A 17,069-nucleotide genomic window follows, 5' to 3' on the forward strand; every position below is an offset into this window, starting at 1 on the left:
TCCAATTTATTAAAAAATCCCGTGAAAACAAACGCTTCCCCAAAACAATTAATTCTCGGCTTGATGTTGGCGGGCAAAGGTCGCCAAGTGAAAGCTGCCCACATCGTACTGGCTTGCAGCCTGTTTGGTGTGTCGGAAAACAGTGCACGCGTGGCCATGGCCCGCCTGGTTGCTGAAGGCCAATTAAAATCTGCTGGCCGTGGTATTTACACGCTGGGCAAACAAGCGGCGTTTACCGGGCAGGATATTCAGCGATGGAGCAACAGGCTCACCGCCACATGCGCATGGGATGGAAGCTTTTACGCCGTGTTCACTGCCCACCTTGGGCGCAGCAATCGCAAGCAGTTGCTGCTTCGCGAGAAAGCGCTGGCACTGTTGGGCTTTCGGGAATTTGAACAAGGCCTGTTTTTACGCCCGGCCAATTTAAAACTAGGCCTGACAGGCATTCAGGAAAAACTGACGGCGCAAGGGGTCGAGAAAAACGTACTCACCTTTGAAATGAAGCCATCCAGCCTTGCGCAAACCAGTCAAATTCAAAAACTGTGGGAGATTCGAAAACTTGAGAGGCTTTACTTAAGCCACACCAAAAAGTTGAACGACTGGATGCAAGGTTATTCACGCATGAAACTGGAAAAGGCTGCAAGGGACGCCTACCTGGTGGGTAGTCAGGCCATTTATGAAGTGCGCCGAGACCCCCTGCTTCCTGCAGAGTGGATTAACGCTGCTGCACGGCAACAATTCTTTGAAAGCGTGCTGCGCTTCGATGAGACAGGCACACGGGTGTGGCGCGAGTTGCAACTGCGTATATTGAAAGACGAGGAAGTGATCTAGAAAAGCATTTCATTACACTGCTTTACTTTTAATTCCACATCTGTAATATTACATCAGCAACTGTCAACGTCATTGATGGTAATGATGCACAAGACTCTGTGGAGGTCGTTATGCGCACACCCGTTTCTATTCACCAGAAAGGTTCGAGCTTTCCGGTACGCCGAATGGATTTCGATTTCTCCGACTTCAACCGACACTTTGTCAATAACGACCCAGCCAGCAGCCACGTGTGGACGGCGTTTCAAGCCTATTTTCCTGAAGGTGAGCAATTTTTTGTTGACTCGGTAAGGGATGCAAAAAAATGGGTGAAAGACGAAGCCCTGTTGAGGGAAATCAGCGCCTTTATTGGCCAGGAAGCCATGCACGGCAAAGAACATCTTGAGGCCAATGCCGAGCTGAAACGCCAAGGCATCAATGTGAATGGCTGGGATGCCCGCACACGCTGGGCCCGCAAACGGCTAAACAGCTTACTGTCGGTAAAAGCACGCCTGGCAGGTACCAGCGCGGTTGAACACTACACTGCCGTGATCGCTGAACACATTATGAAAGACAAAGACTTTCACCACATGATTGTCGACCCAACCCTTAAAAACCTGATTTATTGGCATGCCATGGAAGAAAGCGAGCACCGCGCCGTGGCCTTTGACACGCACAAAGCAGTGGGTGGCACCTATGCGCAGCGCGCAGTGGCCATGACGATTGTCTCGATTGGGATTGGCCCAGTGGTGCTGGCCGCCATGCTGAGCTGCATGAAACAGGACGGCGAGCTTTACAACTTGAAATCCTGGTTGAAATTCACCGATCTGTATTTCGGTCGCAAAGGGCTATTCCGAAAGATGATTCCCGATTTGTTGAAATTCTACAAACCGGGCTTTCACCCCATGCAGGCCAATATGGATGCGCCCATGAAACTCTGGAAGGAAAGGCTCTCGCTGGTTTAATAAAAAAAAATTTGAACGATTGATTGAATCTGAGTTACATTTCCGTCAGTATCAAAGTTAATCGTTGTAAACATAGGGTCTTTACTCAAGTATTATTCAGTGAGCAGACCCCGTAAAATTTTAAAAACAACCAGCACAAAACTCACGACACTCGAAGCCAGGCGCACAGCGACCCGGCACGTCGGAGCCAGGAGACAGACCAATGGTGTTTTTGCAGCAAAGCTCTCTTCGGAGAGCCTGTGCCGTGGCGTTTTCAATCACGGCGTTTTCGCTTAGCCAGCAAGCATTTGCTGGCGGTACAGCCAACGACAATCAAAGCACGATGGGCATTGCCACGGCCGGCGCAGGCCAGGCCGCTGAAGCCTCGGATGCGTCGGTGATCTTTTTTAATCCGGCTGCGCTGACGCGTTTCAAGCGCATCGAGGTATTGAACGTGGCCAGTATTGCCACCTTCGACAACGATTACACCTCAACCCAAAACAACGACGGTCCCCCCACCGATGACGGGCGTGAAGGCTCCGCTGGTGAGTTTTTCTCTAGAAAAGACGGCTACGACTCAGCCCTGTTCATTCCCGGTTTATTCGTGGCCATTCCGGTCAGCCCCAAGCTGGTGGTGGGTTTCAGCGCATCGGGTTCTCATGGTTTGTTGACCCGTTATCGCGAAGACTATCCTGGCCGTGGTTCTGGTCGTGAAAGTGATTTGAAGGTAACGCGTTTGAACCTTGGCTTTGGCTACAAGCTAACCCCTACCTTATCGATTGGTGCAAACGGTTCTTATGAACGCTATTTTCAGTCGATCAAACTGCGTGTAAATTTCCGCGATGCCGTGAGCAAGCTGGGGCCACCCGGAACAACCGCTCTGCTCGACGGCTTGAACACATTGGGACAAGCCCCCCCCATCCCGGGCGAAACCGACGGCAAGTTGCGGATTTTTGGTTGGGCTTTCAATGCGCAGGCTGGCCTGCTGTGGGAACCCACAGATCGGACAAGAATTGGTGCGTCTTATCGCCCCAAAACCCGGTTCAACGGCAACCAGGGCGAACTGACGATCAACGAAAATGCGGACACAGCTGCTTTCCGCAACTTTTGGCGACAGCCCCTCATTGGCGTGGGAGGCCCGATTCTGGGTGTGACGTCACAGCGGCTGGCGATTGCTTCACACACAGCTCGCCAAGCGTGATTTCCCGACGAGTCCGCATCTCGCTGTTCCCATACAGCCGAACTGGACTGATGCCACTACACCTATCAGGATACACAGAGACTTTCTGCGCTATGAGCGGGTGCACGGCCGAGTGATTGAGGACGTCCACAAACTTCAAAGCGGCACATGCTTACCGGGTTGGCTTGAACTACAAAGCCTACAAACGCCTGACTTTGCATGCAGGTTATGGCATGGAAAACGGTGTGGTGGGTGACGACCTGCGCATTCCAATTTTGCCTGACAACGATCGCCGCTTCTACGGCATAGGAGCCAGCTTCACGCCCAGCCGTGACACCACGCTTTCCGTGGCGTACGGCATTATCGATGTTGATGCAAGCGTGGTTGGTAACAACGATCAAGTTACACCGGTTGAAGTGTCAGGCGGTGAGTTCAAAGGTATTGCAGACCTCGACGCTGACTTCGTATCGTTCAGCTTGATTCAAAAGTTTTAAGTGTTGATAAAAACACCCTTGAGGCAGTAACTTGGAACGGTCGCTTTAGGCGACCGTTTTTTTCGCCTGCTCAACTTGTGCACGCAGCTCTACTTCCAGTGTAGGGTCCAGCCGCAACTGCTTGGCCAGTTCTTGCAGGTAGCTTCGCTCCATAAAACTTTCCTCGTCCACCACCAACACGCTGGCCAGAAACATCTCGGCGGCCAACTCAGGAGTAGTTGCATAACCCGCAATTTCCAGAGGGTCCAGCGGCTTGTTCATTTCTTGATCGAACCAGCGCTGCAATTGAGGATCGCTGGTAAGTTTTGCAATTTCACCGTCAATCAATTGGCGCTCTTTGGCATCAATATGACCATCGGCTTTTGCGGCGCCAATCAAGGCCCGCAAAATAGCTTGGCTGTGCTGCTCTACTTGTGGTTCTGGCAAACGGTCCACGGTTTGCGGTTCGCGTGTGGCGGCAATATTGCCTTGTTGCTGTTGCCAATTGCCATAAGCTTTATAAGCCAGCACGCCCAAGGCCGCCAAACCACCATAGGTAATCACCTTGCCTGCCATTTTTTTGTGGCGCTTGTTGCCCAACAACATGCCCAAGGCTGCTGTGGCGGCAGCACCGCCACCAGCGCCGACCAACACATCTTTCATTTGCATATTGCCAGTGGCCTTGCCACCACTTTGCAACATGCCAGTACCCGCTTTCAAGAGTTGATCAATCAGACTTTTCGAATTCACACACAGCTCCAGTTTTTTGTTCTTGAACTGAATGGACTGCGGCGATTAAAAAAGATTCCCTGCTTACTTGGGTGAGGTGTTGTAAGCACAACGAAAACCAAGGTGGGAGGTGCTGCTGGCCCCGGCAATGCCAATGCGAGCGGCAGGCCGATAACGCAGACAATATTCTGCAGCACACAGGTGTGAGCCACCCTTCAGGGTAAACAAGGTGTTGGAGTCTTGCTGCGGGCTGCACGAACAACAACCGGCCGGCTTGTCGAGGGCAGGAGCAGCAAAGGTCGACTGCGTCCATTCCCACACATTGCCGATCATGTCGTACAAACCATAACCATTGGCCGGAAACTGGCCCACAGCCACAGTACCCGGTAATCCACCGGGGGCGTAATACCAGGGAAACGCACCTTGCCAAACCTGCGCCATGCGTTGACCATTGGGTGCAAATTCGTCCCCCCAGGCAAATTGCGCATAGTGCGGGCCGCCGCGTGCGGCAAATTCCCATTCGGCTTCTGTGGGCAAGCGCCCACCTGCCCACGCAGCATAAGCTTTGGCATCTTCAAGAGCCACATGCACCACAGGGTGTTCGCTAAAATCACCGGGCAGCTCAGTACCTGGGCGTGGGTTGTACCAGCAAGCGCCCTGCACTGCTTTCCACCATTGATCGGGATTGTTCAAAGGCACTGGGCCTTGGGTCATTTGAAACACATGGGAATGACCCGTGCGCTCGGCAGCAGTCATATACTGCGTCGCCTCTACAAATTCGGCGAAATCTGAGTTGCGCACGGGAAAAACATCGATTGCGAATTCGGCCACACTCTCAGTGCGCTCAGGACGCTCTTCGGGATAATGGCGATTCGATCCCATTCGAAACTCGCCACCCGAGAGCATGTTGCAGAGTCTAGACATTCAATCCCATTTGGCTCAAAAAGCGCAGCATTTCAACCGGATTGACTTTACTGGTGTCTACATCAATTGTCACCTTGCCCAACTTGCCCTGAAAAGGATTGGGGCCTTTGTAGCGGGTCGATACCTGGTTACCTAAATCAGCACCTACCGTGAAGCCATCGTAGCTGGTTGAAAATAAAACGCGCTTGAAAGTGTGCTTGGCCACTTGCTGACCATTCACAAACAAAGCACCTTCCCCATCAAATGGGCGGCCAGTCATGCGCTGCTGATACCTGATTTTCAATTTGCCTTCGGGCAACACGTCGCTTGATTCCATTCTCTCGACATAAGGGACCAGGCTTTGTTCATAACACAGTTTGCCATTTTGAATGTAAAGCACCCAACCTGCATATTTGGCGCCTTGGGCCAGCAATACGCCATCGCCCGCAGCCTTGCTGCGTTCACATTCCAGCTCAATGGTGTGCGACAAACCACACACAATGGGTGCCACGTCGCGTGCCAAACGCTCAACAGGTGGATAAAAATCCCAACGTGCCCGCAAGCCTTTCTCTTGCCTGTCCTGAACCAAACGAAGTACCAAATTGCGATCATCGAGAGGCAACACATTGTACTGTTGCGCGGCCTGTAACCATTTGCTTTTCAGGCGCTCCACAACCTCTGGGAATTGGGTCGCGAGGTCTGTGCCTTCGGCGGGATCTTTGCTCAAATCGTAGAGTTCCCACACATCGTCCTCGAAAGGTTTGCCACGCGTGTGGCGCGCCACTGCACGCCAATTGTTCTCCATGTAAGCGCGGTGTCCCCCCAGCTCAAAGTACTGCTCACTTCGCGTAGGACTGTCAGCCTTGCTGAAGGTGGGCAACACACTTTGCCCTTCAATCGGCTTTTGAGGCTGACCTTTATACACAGCGGGGCGTTCAACACCGGTGGCTTCCAACAAGGTGGGGAACAAATCCACCACGTGCACAAAGTTGTTGCGCAATTCGCCCTGTGCTGCAATGCCCTTGGGCCAGCTCATAATCAAGGGGTCGGCTACACCTCCAAGGTGTGCATACTGTTTGTACATTTTGAATGGCGTGTTCGATGCACTGGCCCAACCCATGGGGTAATGGGGAAAGGTGCCCTCCTCGCCCAGCACATCGTACAACTGTGCGGCTTCTTCTACTGGAATCGGACGACCAAATGCAGGTGCGAACACATTGGGCGTGCCGGTGGGTGTGCCCTCAGGTGATCCGCCATTGTCAGAAAAAAGAACAACAATGGTGTTGTCGCGCACACCCAGCTCATCGAGGCTTTGCAACAAGCGGGCAATGTTGGAGTCCATATTGCTCATCAAACCTGCATACACTTCCATGTAGCGCGCCGTAATTTTTTTGTGCGCCTCAGGTAACTTGTCCCAGCTGTCTGAACCAAAGGAAAGCGGCGGCAATTCAACGGTATCGGGCATGATACCCATCGCTTTTTGTCGCGCAAGGCGCTCGGCACGCACGGTGTCCCAACCTTTGTCGTACCGACCTTTGTAAGCATCCCGTTCACGGGACCGGGCCTGCAAAGGCGAATGGGGGCCTGGAAAAGCCAAGTGAAGATAAAACGGTTTACCCGGCTCCAGCGCTTGCTGGGTGCGAATGTAGGTGATGGCGCGGTCGGTCAGGTCATCGCACACGAAATAGTCGGGGGTGTCTGGCGGCTCGACAGGCGCAATCCCGTCAAACAACTCGGAAGGTTTGAAGTAATCGGTGGAATGCCCCTGAAACCAGTAGGCACGGTCGAAACCGCGTTGTGTGGGCCAGTTGTCGTAGGGGCCATTGGCCCCGGTGGTGTGTGCGTTGTTCAGGTGCCACTTGCCACTGAGAAAAGTAGACCAACCAGCACCCTGCAGTATTTCAGCCAAGGTGGCTGCCTCGTGGGTTAAATCGCCACGATAGCCGGGGTAACCCGCGTCGATATCAGCAAGCCAACCCATGCCCGCGGAATGATGATTCAAACCCGTGAGAAACGAGGCTCGTGTGGGTGAACACATGGAACAGGTGCGAAAGTTGGTGTACTGCAAACCGGTTTTTGCCAAGGTATCGATGGCTGGGGTTTTTATTTCACTGCCGTAGCAACCCAAATCGGAAAAACCGCAATCGTCCAACAAAATAACCACCACATTGGGCGCGCCGTCTTTGGCCTTTGTTTTGCTGGCAGTGGCTGGGCGAGAATCCTGAAATGACAGGGCCACCTGCGCTGCCTCACCTTCTGGCAATGCTTTGGGTGTCATCAGGGCGCGTGCTTTGGTATTGGCTACGTGTGCACCGGTGGCAGCCACGCCCACTGTGGCTGCGCCCACGGCGAGGCCTGAGAGAAAAGCACGTCGTTTCAAACGTTTTGGAGACAAGTCTTCTGGATTGTCGTGGTCATGCTGATCGTCACTTTGCTGCGCCATGTTTGTCCCCTATTTGAATTGAATGTGTCTGATTTTTCTATTGCTTAACTAGTGACACTATTTGTGTCACTATATACAAAAGAAATTCGAATCTCAAGGAGTCGAGCACATGGCAATGCCTAAAGTTTTGAAGGTTCATGGTCTGGATCTTTCATACTTCACCGGAAAGCTTGAAGGCTACTTGCGTGGCAAGCAAATTCCCTATGAACTGATTGAAATGGACACCGCTGATTTCAAACGCTGCGGCAAGGCCACTGGCGTGGCACAGATGCCCCAAGTGGAGTGGATCAACGGGCAATGGTTGAGCGACACCACCTTGATCATTGAGTTTCTGGAAACCTTGAAACCAGAAACATCGGTGATGCCGGAACACGCCACACTTCGATTTATTGCACAGCTGTTGGAAGATTTCGGTGACGAATGGCTTTGGCGCCCTGCCCTGTATTACCGCTGGGCCCATGCGCAAGACGCAAGGTTGATGAGCCACCGCTTGGCAGACGGCATGATGCGAGATGTACCACTGCCTTTCTTCATGCGGCGCTGGGCAATATTAAACCGACAACGGCTACATTTCTTGTGGCTTGACGGTGTACGTAAAACCACCGCCAAGCGGATTGAAGCACACTATCTTGAAACACTGGATGCGCTTGAGTTGGTGCTTAAAAAACAACCGTTTCTTCTTGGTCAACGCCCTACACTGGCCGACTACGGCCTATACGGCAGCATGTTCAGGCATTTCTTTTGCGACCCCACGCCAGCGAGAATGATGCGTACGCGTGCCCCGGCTGTGCATGAATGGGTTGCACGCCTGTGGAATACAACACTGGCCGACTACAACAACGCACCATTTGCAGCGCAGTGGCCCGGCGAGTTAACCCCCTTGCTGAACATTGTGTGTGAAGAATTTTTACCCTATATGCAAGCCAATGAACAGGCCATTGAGCAAGGCACTCGGAAATTTGAATTCGACAGCAAAGGGGTTCAGTTCAAAATACCCACGCAACGTTACCGTGCCTGGCGCTATCAACGTTTAAAAACGCGCTACCAGGCACTACCGTACTCAAGCCAACAAGAGATAAACACGTGTTTTCCCGAACTGGGCACAGCCTTGAGCAAACCTGTAACATGCCCTGTAGAGGCAAGAATCAAGGGCTTGCCCATAACAACACCCACAACAATGACAAGTAGAACATGGTGAAAGTAGACGGCCGCACCACACGCGGACAAGCCAACAAAAAACAGATTGTTCAGGCACTCATTGAGTTAATACGGGAAGGCCACCCGGCGCCCACAGCAGAAATGGTTTCAGCACGCGCGGGCGTAGGCCTGCGAACCGTGTTCAGGCATTTTAAAGACATGGAAACGCTTTACAGGGAAATGACCAGTGAAGTGGATGCCATTGTTGCCCCCGTATTGGCCACCCCGGTGGTGGGCAATAACCTGCAAGAAAAACTGATGCATGCGATTGAACGTCGCGCCGACATGTTTGAAAAGCTGGCTCCGCTTCAGGCTGCAAGCCTGGTGCACCTGCATGAATCCGAATATTTGCGAAACAGACAGGCCGGTACCGTCGAATTGCAACGTTACTTGCTCAAGGCTTTTTTACCCAATGAAATTGTGAAAGACAAAGCCTTGTTTGAGGCATTTGATTTGGTACTGAGCATCGAAACATGGTTGCGACTTCGACGAGATCAAAAACTCAGCGTGAAGGCAGCCAAGAAAGTTCTCCAGCGCAGCGTTGAGCAACTATTGAAATAACAATTGGCTAGACGTTCAATCAAATCAGGCGATCAAGCAAGGCATCAAATTGTGCAATGCCTTGGTCGCGTGAAACCACAGCATCGCGAATCAACTGGCGAATACCCCAGAATGAGAGAATAACCATCCATACAAGGCCGGTGGCTGCGGCCTCATCCAGCCCTTTGGCCTTTCGAATGGCAGGCACCCAAAGCTTCAAAATGACCCCACGAATGCCCAACCGAATGGTGTCCAGTTCAGGCGAATTCAAACCCGAACCCGCGATTAATTGCCACAGTGCATCGCCTTTGCCCACAGGCATATCCAAAGACACAAACACAGCCGCACGGATGGCCTGTTTGATGTCATCTGGGTTGTTGGTAATCGCCAGTGCCGTGCCTTGCATGGTGTCCGTAAAAATAGCCCATGCAGTAGCCCCCAGCAAACTTTCAAGGTTCGGAAAATGTTGATACACCAACTGTCGGCTTACACCGGCACGGTCAGCCAATGCACTCATGTTCAACACGCCCCAACCTGCTTCTTCGACCAGCTCAGCGGCTGCATTCAGCAGCGACTTTCGGCGATCGTCCTTACCAAGGTAAGGTCTTTTTTCCTGGGTTGCGCGTGTGTTCATTCAAATAAGCTGCAAGGTTGAAACTGACTACAGTGTGCCACACATCCAAACAAATTGACACAGTGTAAATATTAATGTTTTAATCAATTATTAGAAACCCGCAACCAAGGGTCAAATGAGACACACCTACACTTTGTATGGCTGGCACTTGTCCTATTTCACAGGCAAGGCACTTTGCTATTTGCGCTACAAACAAGTTGACCATGTGCTCAAAGCAGTCAACCTGTTTACCCTCACCCGAACCATCAAGAGGAAAACCGGTGCGGCAGTCATGCCGGTGTTGAAAACACCCTCAGGTGAATGGATACAGGACACCAGCGAGATCATTGACTACATCGAGTCGCTGCACCACAAAAACCCGGTGACCCCCAATACGCCCGTACAAGAATTCGCCTCCATGCTTCTCGAGGCTTGGGGTGATGAATGGTGGGTACCTATCGCCATGCACACACGCTGGAATTACCCGGAAAACTTCGCCTTGTTTGAACACGATGCCGGCAAAGCCTTGCTGCCTTGGGCACCGCGTTTTCTACAAAACAAGGCTGCACAGCGACCAGCAAAAATGCTGCGCGGTATGTTGCCTTTTGTTGGAATAGTGCCCGAGCAATACAACACCATGAATGAATGGACCGTGCAAATGCTCGATGCCTTGAACCGACATTTTGAACATTTTCCGTTCTTGTTGGGTGCACGGCCAAGCCTGGGCGACTTTGGTTTGGTCGGCACCATGTATGGCCACCTTGGCCGCGACCCATGGCCCAAACGCGAATTGATCGAACCTCGAATACATTTGAATGCCTGGCTGGAGCGGATGAAAAACCCGGCTGGGTACGCCACACAAAACCTGCTGGGCAACGATCAGATTCCTGAAACATTGAATCCGGTTTTCAAATCGATATTTGAAGAATTCATACCGATGGTGGAACAGGTTGGCGAATTGGCCACCCAATATGCCCAGCAAAACGGATTGAATCAGCGGCTGCCCCGCCGCATCGGTGAAGTCACTACGACCATGGGCGGAAAACCCTTCAAACGTGGCGCTCTCCCCTACATGATCTGGATGATGCAGCGCGCCCTAGATAGTTATACCAGCATGGCCGACAGCGACAAACATGAAGTGCGCACCTGGCTGAAACAACACAATGCCGAACACCTATTGAATCTTAACCTGCCCCGCGTAGAGCGCCGGGCATTGACAGTGGCGGTGATCGCATTGCCACCACGACACATGGAGAAAGCAGCTTGAACAAAACAGTCGTTATTACTGGGGCCTCATCGGGCATTGGGAAAGCCTTGGCCCTTGAATTTGCACAGCGCGGTTACAACCTTGGCCTGGCTGCACGCCGACTGGACAAACTGGAAGCACTTCGCGCCGAGATCGCCCTGCTGCCTGGCTGTCAGAATTTACAAGTCGAAATCATTGAACTGGATGTCAACAACACCAATGCCGTTGGGCCTGCATTGCATACGGTGTTCAGTCATTTGAACCGGGTTGATGTGGTCATTGTAAACGCCGGTGTGAACAAGTTAACCGGTGTAGGCAAGGGCCAGTTAAACGATGAATTGGGATTGATGCAAACCAATTTGCTGGGTGCCATTGCCACCATCAATGCTGCTGTGGAATGGTTCAAACAGGCAGGTGGCGGTCATGTAGTGGGCATTTCATCGCTGGCCTCACTCACCCCCATTCCAAAGCAGGCAGCCTATTGCGCCACCAAGGCTGGGCTGTCCATGTACCTGGATGCCGCAGCCATTGAATTGAAAAAGTACAGAATCGATTTCACCAAAATTCTTCCTGGTTTTGTAAAAACTGAAATCGTGGATGACATGGACAAGTTTCCATTTCTGGTATCGGCAGAACAGGCTGCCCGGGAAATGGCCAATCACATTGAAAAACGCCGCAGCGTCGGTGTGGTGCCAGGTTACCCTTGGAAACTCTTGAAGCCTTTGTTGGCCAACATGCCCACGGGTGTGTGGCGTTACATGAAATGAACAGGCCATGAAACCTTCTTACTCCGTTCTTGGATTCATTGCGGTAGCTACGCTGATCGGCGTGCTTGAATGGCACAGCGGCGAGCAAGCTGCCAGCAATGAGTTGGTGGTGACCGAGGCACAGCGTGCCTTTGTGCGCGAACAGGTTCTACAGGCGGGTACGCAGGCGAACAGTTCTGCAAGTTTTGAGCAAGCAATGGCCACCTACATTGATGAGGAGATTCTTTACCGGGAAGGCTTGAAACTTGGTTTGGAAAAAGACGATTTGATTGTAAAGCGTCGTGTGGTGCAAAAAATGCGCTTTCTGCTCGAGGACATGACCCCAATTGCACCACCCACTGAAGCTCAACTCCAGACCTGGTTGGGTCAAAACGCGCAACGCTATCAAACTGAACAAACAATTGTGTTTGATCATCATTTTTTCAGTCGCGGCAAACGCGGCGATGAAGCGTTTTATCACGCAGGCATTGCACGCGACGATTTGCTTGCGGGCCAAAAGGTTACATCTGACCCGTTTCCCCTGCAAACAGATTCTGAATTACTGAGCCGTGAAAGAATTGCAAAAGAATTTGGTGTAATCACCAGCGCAACAATTTTCGATTTGCCCCTTGATGAGTGGTCACCCCCCGTGCAATCACCGCTTGGCGTTCATCTTTTCAAAGTGAGCCAGAAAAATGCGGGGCGTACCATGACGCTTGAAGAAGCAGGCAGTCAACTTCGATCCGACTTGATCGCAGCCCAGCGGGAAGCTGTAAACGATGCCGGCCTGGCTGCCCTGCGTGCCACCTACACCATCAAGGAAGCCCCATGAAACCCTGGGCAGTCGCTTGCTTGCTGGGTATGGGCCTGCTAAGCGCTGGCATCACAGGCCATGCACACGAAATGGGCACCTCGGCCTTGATTGTTCACGAGAGCACCCAAGGCACTGGCCAGTTTGTGTTCAAACGCACCGTGGGATCAGATGACCAGATACCTCCGATCGACTTTCAGTTTGAACCGGCGTGCGAGTTACGCGATGTCAGCACCGAGTGGGAAGGCAACACGGAACTGATTCAGCGCGGCAGTTTTTTTTGCAGCGGTGCACTGACTGAGCACCAAATTTCAGTGAGCGGATTTACCCGGCTTGCACCCGATCTGATCGTTCTTGCAAGCCCACAGCAAGGTGACCGAATTCACGCAGTGCTTACGCCCAAAGAGTTCACTATTTCATTGGACACAAAAGCCCCAATAACACCTCCACTCGAATACCTCAGCATCGGAATTGAACACATTGTGTTTGGTTTGGACCATGTGCTATTTGTGGCCGGACTTTACCTGCTTTGGAGAAAACGAAAACAGAACGTAAAACAATTGGTCGGGCAGTTCACCCTGTTCACGGTCGGGCACAGCCTGACTCTGGCCTTGTTGGTGTTGGGCTGGATTGCAGTACCCACACGCGCCATTGAAGCGTGGATTGCACTCAGCGTATTGTGGCTTGCCTGGGAGCTGGTTCGAGAAGAACCGGCTCAACCGTCGAACTGGTCCCATCTGTTATTGATCGCCGCTTTTGGTCTTTTGCATGGCTCGGGTTTTGCCCTGTCGATGGAAGAACGTGGGTTTCCTCAAGATGCACTGCTAAGCACGCTGCTACTGTTTAATCTGGGCATAGAAATTGGCCAATTGTGGATCGTCACGGTGCTGGCCACGGCATTCACACTACTCGAAAAAACCCACTTGCCCAATTACACACGCTTCGCCCAATATGCCCTAACCCTTTGCATCGGCGGCGCCGCACTGTACTGGACGCTTGAGAGGATTCACAGCTATGTATGAACACAGCACGGTGGTGCGCAAATTAATGCCAGCACGCCTATTAATTTCAACCATTTTTGTGCTGAGCCTTTCGGCCTGCCTGAATTCCAGCGACACAACTGTTGCCCAAACCAATACACCCACTACAGTAAGCCCGGCTGAACGCCCGGACGATGTGGAATGCTTGGGCAGTAGCGTGCGCAAGCAGGCCTTCTTTGGTGATTTGCACATTCACACCAAACTTTCTTTTGACGCCTACTTTTTCAATTCAATCAATGGCCCTCGCGAGGCTTATCAGTTCGCCAAAGGCGAAAACGCCTTTTTGCCCTCCGGTGAAGACCCTGACACACCCATGCGGCAAATCAACATTGGCCGCCCTCTCGATTTCGCGGCAGTCACTGAACATGCCGAACAACTGGGCACCTTCTCCAATATTTGCGAACTACAAGGCAACCTTCCAGCGGGCACCAACCCGGCCTGTGCGGTATTGGGGCAAGTGATTCGTGACAACGTATCGGTGTTCATTACAGGAAATGTGCCCCTTTACCTGCAACTGGTCACCAGCGCGGGTAGCCGCATACCCAGCACGCGAACCTGGGAAGAAATACAAGCCGTGGCCAATGCAGAGAACCAGCCCTGCAAATTCACCACCTTCAATGGCTATGAGTTTTCATCCAACAAAGGTGGGCAAGTTCTGCACCGCAATGTCATTTTCGAAGGCACCCAAGTTCCCGGCGATGTCATCAGTTCAATTCCGCCCATTCCGACCACCGACAACACCAACGACGAGTGGGGCTTGTTTGATCGCCTGAAAACCGAATGCCTTGATGTGGAAGGCTGTGACGTGGTCACCATTCCCCACAGCACCAATCAAAGCGATGGTCGCTTTGCTCGTGCACGCCAGGCCGATACTGGCCTGCCACTGGCCAGAAATAATGCCACACTGACTGCAGCCGATGCCACGTTGCGCAACACCTTCGATCGCCTGTTTGAAATTGTTCAACACAAAGGCGCCAGTGAATGCATCACCGGATTCAACAAAGGCTTAACCGGCGGCGAGGAATCGGGCTGCGGCTTTGAAGAATGGAAAACCCTGTGCAAAGGCAATTCAGATGACCCTGCCGAATGCGCCAAGGTTTGCAAGGGCAAACCCAATGACCCCTTGTTTTGCCAGGTTAACCGCCTGCAAGGCACCGGAAAAAGCATTCATGCTGCCAGCGAATGTACAGGCAGTGATATTGGTGGTTCAACTCCGGCCGACTGCACAACTCCATTGGATTACGCACGCAATGTGCTACCTGAAGGCAGTGCCATTCAACGCAAACTGGGCGTGAACCCTTATCAATACGGTTTCATTGGCTCAAGCGACACGCACAACGGCATTGCAGGCAACACAGACAAAACAAAATTTGCCAAAAATTCTGGCCACGGCGGTGTACTGGACGACGAACCCAACGAAGCCTTGGGCAACTGGGAATGCAAACAGCGACCATTGCCCACGGATTCCATCACTGGTTTCAAATTGCCATTCAGCACCGAATCAGCGGCAGACCCCAACAACTGCGAAGAGCGCGTATTCAACCCGGTGGCCTCGAATTTCACGCCTGGCGGCTTGGCCGGTGTGTGGGCCCGTGAAAATACGCGCAAGGAAATTTTTGCTGCCTTGAAGCGGCGCGAAACATTTGCCACCTCGGGCTCGCGCATGCGCATCCGCACGCTCGCATCCAGCAGGCCCTTCCCCACCAATATTTGTGAACAGCTGGCCTCGGGTGCAAGCCCGATTGAAGAAGGTTTGGTAGACGGCGTTCCCATGGGGGGCACGCTCAATGTCCAAGGTAGCGGCCCCTACATTGTGGCCTATGCCATTCAAGACCCCGGCGGTGAAGAAGCAGGCGTGCCCCTGCAGCGGCTGGAGTTGATCAAAACCTGGGCTGATTCAAAAGGCGACTTGAAACAACAGGTTTTAAAGCTGGCCGAAAATTCCAACGCACCACAGCCCAATTCTGATTGCAGCATTCAGCAGCAAGGCCCTGAGCAAATGTGTGCGGTGTTTCATGACACCCAATACAACGCGAGCACTGGTGCCAGTTATTACGCCCGCGCACTGGAAAACAACTCATGTCGCTGGACCACGAAAATGTGTACAGCCAAAGGTGTGCAATGCGAAGCACTGCAACCAGGCAACGGATTGTTCTCCGCGCAAAGTGGTTTTGCCGGTTACGAAGGTTGTTGTCGCATTGAGGGTGAGCCTGGGAATTTCCGCGGTGACTTCCGATTCATTACCCAACAGGAACGCGCCTGGAGTTCGCCCATTTGGGTTGAAGGCAAATTACAAGGTTCTACGCCATGATCAAAAAACTGCTGATTGCATCCCTTGCCTTGATGGCTGTTGGTGCATCCATCGCCTATGTTCAACGCAGCAATATTGCCCTGACACTGGTTGAAAAAGTAGCCACAGAACGCATGAAGAACCCGCTGGATGGTTTAAGCGATGGTTTGCATGTGGGTTTGTGCGGCACTGGCTCACCCTTCCCCGACCCACAGCGCGCAGCCCCTTGCACCTTGGTGATTGCAGGCAAAGACATGTTTTTGTTCGATGCTGGCAGCGCCGCCGCCAAACAGATTGCCAACATGAATTTTTCAACAGGCCAGCTCAAAGGTGTGTTCATCACCCACCTTCATTCCGACCACATTGACGGCCTTGGCGAAGTGCTAATGACCCGCTGGGCGCAGCACACTGAAGGGCAACGATTGACCGTACATGGCCCCACCGGCGTGTCCAATGTATTGAATGGCTTCAAGATGGCCTACGAAGCCGACAATGGCTACCGCACGGCACACCACGGCGCTGCAACCATGCCCCCTGAACTGGCCGGTGCCGACGTGAATGAGTTCACGGTACAAAAAGGCAGTACCACCACCGTGCTTCAACAGCCTGATTTGCTGATTGAAGCCTTTGCGGTGAACCACCAACCCATTAACCCGGCGGTGGGTTATCGAATTGCCTACAAAGGCCGAACCGTGGTTCTTAGTGGCGACACCACCAGTGACGAACAAGTGAAAAACGCGGCCCGCAAGGCTGACCTGTTGGTACATGAAGCACTAAGCCCCGAACTGGTGGCCCGTTTGCAAGACACTGCCATCAAAAACCAGCGAAGCAAGCTCGCCAAAATCTTCTCCGACATTCCCAACTACCATGCAAGCCCACTGGATGTAGCTGTGCTGGCGCAGGAAGCCGAGGTTGGCCATGTCGTGCTGAGCCACATTGTGCCGCCATTGCCCTTGCCACCCCTGAAGGAAATCTTTCTGGGCAAGGCGCCCGATGTATTCCAAGGGCCCTTCCGCATTGGGGAAGACGGCGATTTCATCAGCCTGCCCGCTGGCAGCAAAGAAGTGATTTACGGTCGCCGATAAAACTTTTTCCCAATTCGACAAG

At 52.5% G+C, this 17,069-nt stretch carries 16 protein-coding genes; 12 read left to right on the forward strand and 4 right to left on the reverse strand.

The window, feature by feature from the left end:
- The first annotated feature begins 21 nt into the window (after positions 1-21).
- The 4 genes from LMED105_RS10415 (at position 22) to LMED105_RS10430 (ending at position 3,425) form a co-directional block, all read left to right on the forward strand.
- Complete coding sequence (locus LMED105_RS10415; protein ID WP_008250997.1) at positions 22-831, forward strand: PaaX family transcriptional regulator C-terminal domain-containing protein; 810 nt, start codon at positions 22-24, stop codon at positions 829-831.
- A 110-nt stretch (positions 832-941) separates the two neighbouring features.
- A complete protein-coding gene (locus tag LMED105_RS10420) occupies positions 942-1,772 on the forward strand; it encodes a metal-dependent hydrolase (protein ID WP_040513204.1) in 831 nt (276 codons plus the stop codon).
- Between the two features lie 244 nt (positions 1,773-2,016).
- Positions 2,017-2,952, forward strand: a complete 936-nt coding sequence (locus tag LMED105_RS10425) for an OmpP1/FadL family transporter (RefSeq protein ID WP_008251001.1) — start codon at positions 2,017-2,019, stop codon at positions 2,950-2,952.
- 116 nt (positions 2,953-3,068) lie between these two features.
- On the forward strand, positions 3,069-3,425 hold the full coding sequence (locus LMED105_RS10430) for an outer membrane protein transport protein (protein ID WP_083797169.1): 357 nt from the start codon (positions 3,069-3,071) through the stop codon (positions 3,423-3,425).
- Positions 3,426-3,470: 45 nt separating this feature from the next.
- Here LMED105_RS10430 and LMED105_RS10435 read toward each other — a convergent pair whose 3' ends face one another.
- The 3 genes from LMED105_RS10435 to LMED105_RS10445 form a co-directional block, all read right to left on the reverse strand.
- Positions 3,471-4,154, reverse strand: a complete 684-nt coding sequence (locus LMED105_RS10435) for a tellurite resistance TerB family protein (protein ID WP_008251003.1) — start codon at positions 4,152-4,154, stop codon at positions 3,471-3,473.
- Between the two features lie 63 nt (positions 4,155-4,217).
- Positions 4,218-5,057: a formylglycine-generating enzyme family protein gene (locus LMED105_RS10440; RefSeq protein ID WP_040513206.1), complete on the reverse strand. Its 840-nt coding sequence runs from the start codon at positions 5,055-5,057 to the stop codon at positions 4,218-4,220.
- The gene (locus LMED105_RS10445) at positions 5,050-7,479 is read right to left on the reverse strand and encodes an arylsulfatase (RefSeq protein WP_008251005.1); all 2,430 of its coding nucleotides are present in this window, start codon (positions 7,477-7,479) and stop codon (positions 5,050-5,052) included. Before LMED105_RS10445 ends, LMED105_RS10440 begins: the two co-directional genes overlap by 8 nt.
- Positions 7,480-7,588: 109 nt before the next feature.
- Between LMED105_RS10445 and LMED105_RS10450 the strand changes: the two genes are divergently transcribed.
- Together LMED105_RS10450 and LMED105_RS10455 are read left to right on the forward strand one after the other, a co-directional pair.
- Positions 7,589-8,677, forward strand: a complete 1,089-nt coding sequence (locus LMED105_RS10450) for a glutathione S-transferase family protein (RefSeq protein ID WP_008251006.1) — start codon at positions 7,589-7,591, stop codon at positions 8,675-8,677.
- Complete coding sequence (locus tag LMED105_RS10455; RefSeq protein WP_008251007.1) at positions 8,671-9,237, forward strand: TetR/AcrR family transcriptional regulator; 567 nt, start codon at positions 8,671-8,673, stop codon at positions 9,235-9,237. The genes LMED105_RS10450 and LMED105_RS10455 overlap by 7 nt, the downstream gene beginning before the upstream one ends.
- A 19-nt stretch (positions 9,238-9,256) precedes the next feature.
- Here LMED105_RS10455 and LMED105_RS16355 read toward each other — a convergent pair whose 3' ends face one another.
- Positions 9,257-9,850: a TetR/AcrR family transcriptional regulator gene (locus LMED105_RS16355; RefSeq protein WP_008251009.1), complete on the reverse strand. Its 594-nt coding sequence runs from the start codon at positions 9,848-9,850 to the stop codon at positions 9,257-9,259.
- Positions 9,851-9,965: 115 nt separating this feature from the next.
- Here LMED105_RS16355 and LMED105_RS10465 point away from each other — a divergent pair, with 115 nt between their 5' ends.
- Genes LMED105_RS10465 through LMED105_RS10490 form a run of 6 tightly spaced genes read left to right on the forward strand, consistent with a single transcriptional unit; the run spans position 9,966 to position 17,047 of the window.
- A complete protein-coding gene (locus tag LMED105_RS10465) occupies positions 9,966-11,096 on the forward strand; it encodes a glutathione S-transferase family protein (RefSeq protein WP_008251011.1) in 1,131 nt (376 codons plus the stop codon).
- On the forward strand, positions 11,093-11,842 hold the full coding sequence (locus tag LMED105_RS10470; RefSeq protein WP_008251013.1) for an SDR family oxidoreductase: 750 nt from the start codon (positions 11,093-11,095) through the stop codon (positions 11,840-11,842). Before LMED105_RS10465 ends, LMED105_RS10470 begins: the two co-directional genes overlap by 4 nt.
- 7 nt (positions 11,843-11,849) lie before the next feature.
- On the forward strand, positions 11,850-12,653 hold the full coding sequence (locus LMED105_RS16360; protein WP_008251015.1) for a peptidyl-prolyl cis-trans isomerase: 804 nt from the start codon (positions 11,850-11,852) through the stop codon (positions 12,651-12,653).
- Positions 12,650-13,654 (forward strand): HupE/UreJ family protein, encoded by a 1,005-nt coding sequence (locus LMED105_RS16365; protein WP_008251017.1) that lies wholly within the window; start codon positions 12,650-12,652, stop codon positions 13,652-13,654. The genes LMED105_RS16360 and LMED105_RS16365 overlap by 4 nt, the downstream gene beginning before the upstream one ends.
- Entirely contained in the window at positions 13,647-15,983 is a 2,337-nt protein-coding gene (locus tag LMED105_RS10485; protein ID WP_008251019.1) for a DUF3604 domain-containing protein, read from the forward strand. Before LMED105_RS16365 ends, LMED105_RS10485 begins: the two co-directional genes overlap by 8 nt.
- Positions 15,980-17,047, forward strand: a complete 1,068-nt coding sequence (locus LMED105_RS10490; RefSeq protein ID WP_008251020.1) for an MBL fold metallo-hydrolase — start codon at positions 15,980-15,982, stop codon at positions 17,045-17,047. The genes LMED105_RS10485 and LMED105_RS10490 overlap by 4 nt, the downstream gene beginning before the upstream one ends.
- Positions 17,048-17,069: the final 22 nt, after the last annotated feature.

The organism is Limnobacter sp. MED105 (genome assembly GCF_000170915.1).
Lineage (GTDB): Bacteria > Pseudomonadota > Gammaproteobacteria > Burkholderiales > Burkholderiaceae_B > Limnobacter.

What these genes read in the sequence shown, in the direction of transcription:
- LMED105_RS10420 (WP_040513204.1), top strand. Translation starts at nt 942, where the DNA reads ATGCGCACACCCGTTTCTATTCACCAGAAAGGTTCGAGCTTTCCGGTA.
- LMED105_RS10440 (WP_040513206.1), bottom strand. Translation starts at nt 5,057, where the DNA reads ATGTCTAGACTCTGCAACATGCTCTCGGGTGGCGAGTTTCGAATGGGA.
- LMED105_RS10445 (WP_008251005.1), bottom strand. Translation starts at nt 7,479, where the DNA reads ATGGCGCAGCAAAGTGACGATCAGCATGACCACGACAATCCAGAAGAC.
- LMED105_RS10450 (WP_008251006.1), top strand. Translation starts at nt 7,589, where the DNA reads ATGGCAATGCCTAAAGTTTTGAAGGTTCATGGTCTGGATCTTTCATAC.
- LMED105_RS10455 (WP_008251007.1), top strand. Translation starts at nt 8,671, where the DNA reads ATGGTGAAAGTAGACGGCCGCACCACACGCGGACAAGCCAACAAAAAA.
- LMED105_RS16355 (WP_008251009.1), bottom strand. Translation starts at nt 9,850, where the DNA reads ATGAACACACGCGCAACCCAGGAAAAAAGACCTTACCTTGGTAAGGAC.
- LMED105_RS10465 (WP_008251011.1), top strand. Translation starts at nt 9,966, where the DNA reads ATGAGACACACCTACACTTTGTATGGCTGGCACTTGTCCTATTTCACA.
- LMED105_RS16360 (WP_008251015.1), top strand. Translation starts at nt 11,850, where the DNA reads ATGAAACCTTCTTACTCCGTTCTTGGATTCATTGCGGTAGCTACGCTG.
- LMED105_RS16365 (WP_008251017.1), top strand. Translation starts at nt 12,650, where the DNA reads ATGAAACCCTGGGCAGTCGCTTGCTTGCTGGGTATGGGCCTGCTAAGC.
- LMED105_RS10485 (WP_008251019.1), top strand. Translation starts at nt 13,647, where the DNA reads ATGTATGAACACAGCACGGTGGTGCGCAAATTAATGCCAGCACGCCTA.
- LMED105_RS10490 (WP_008251020.1), top strand. Translation starts at nt 15,980, where the DNA reads ATGATCAAAAAACTGCTGATTGCATCCCTTGCCTTGATGGCTGTTGGT.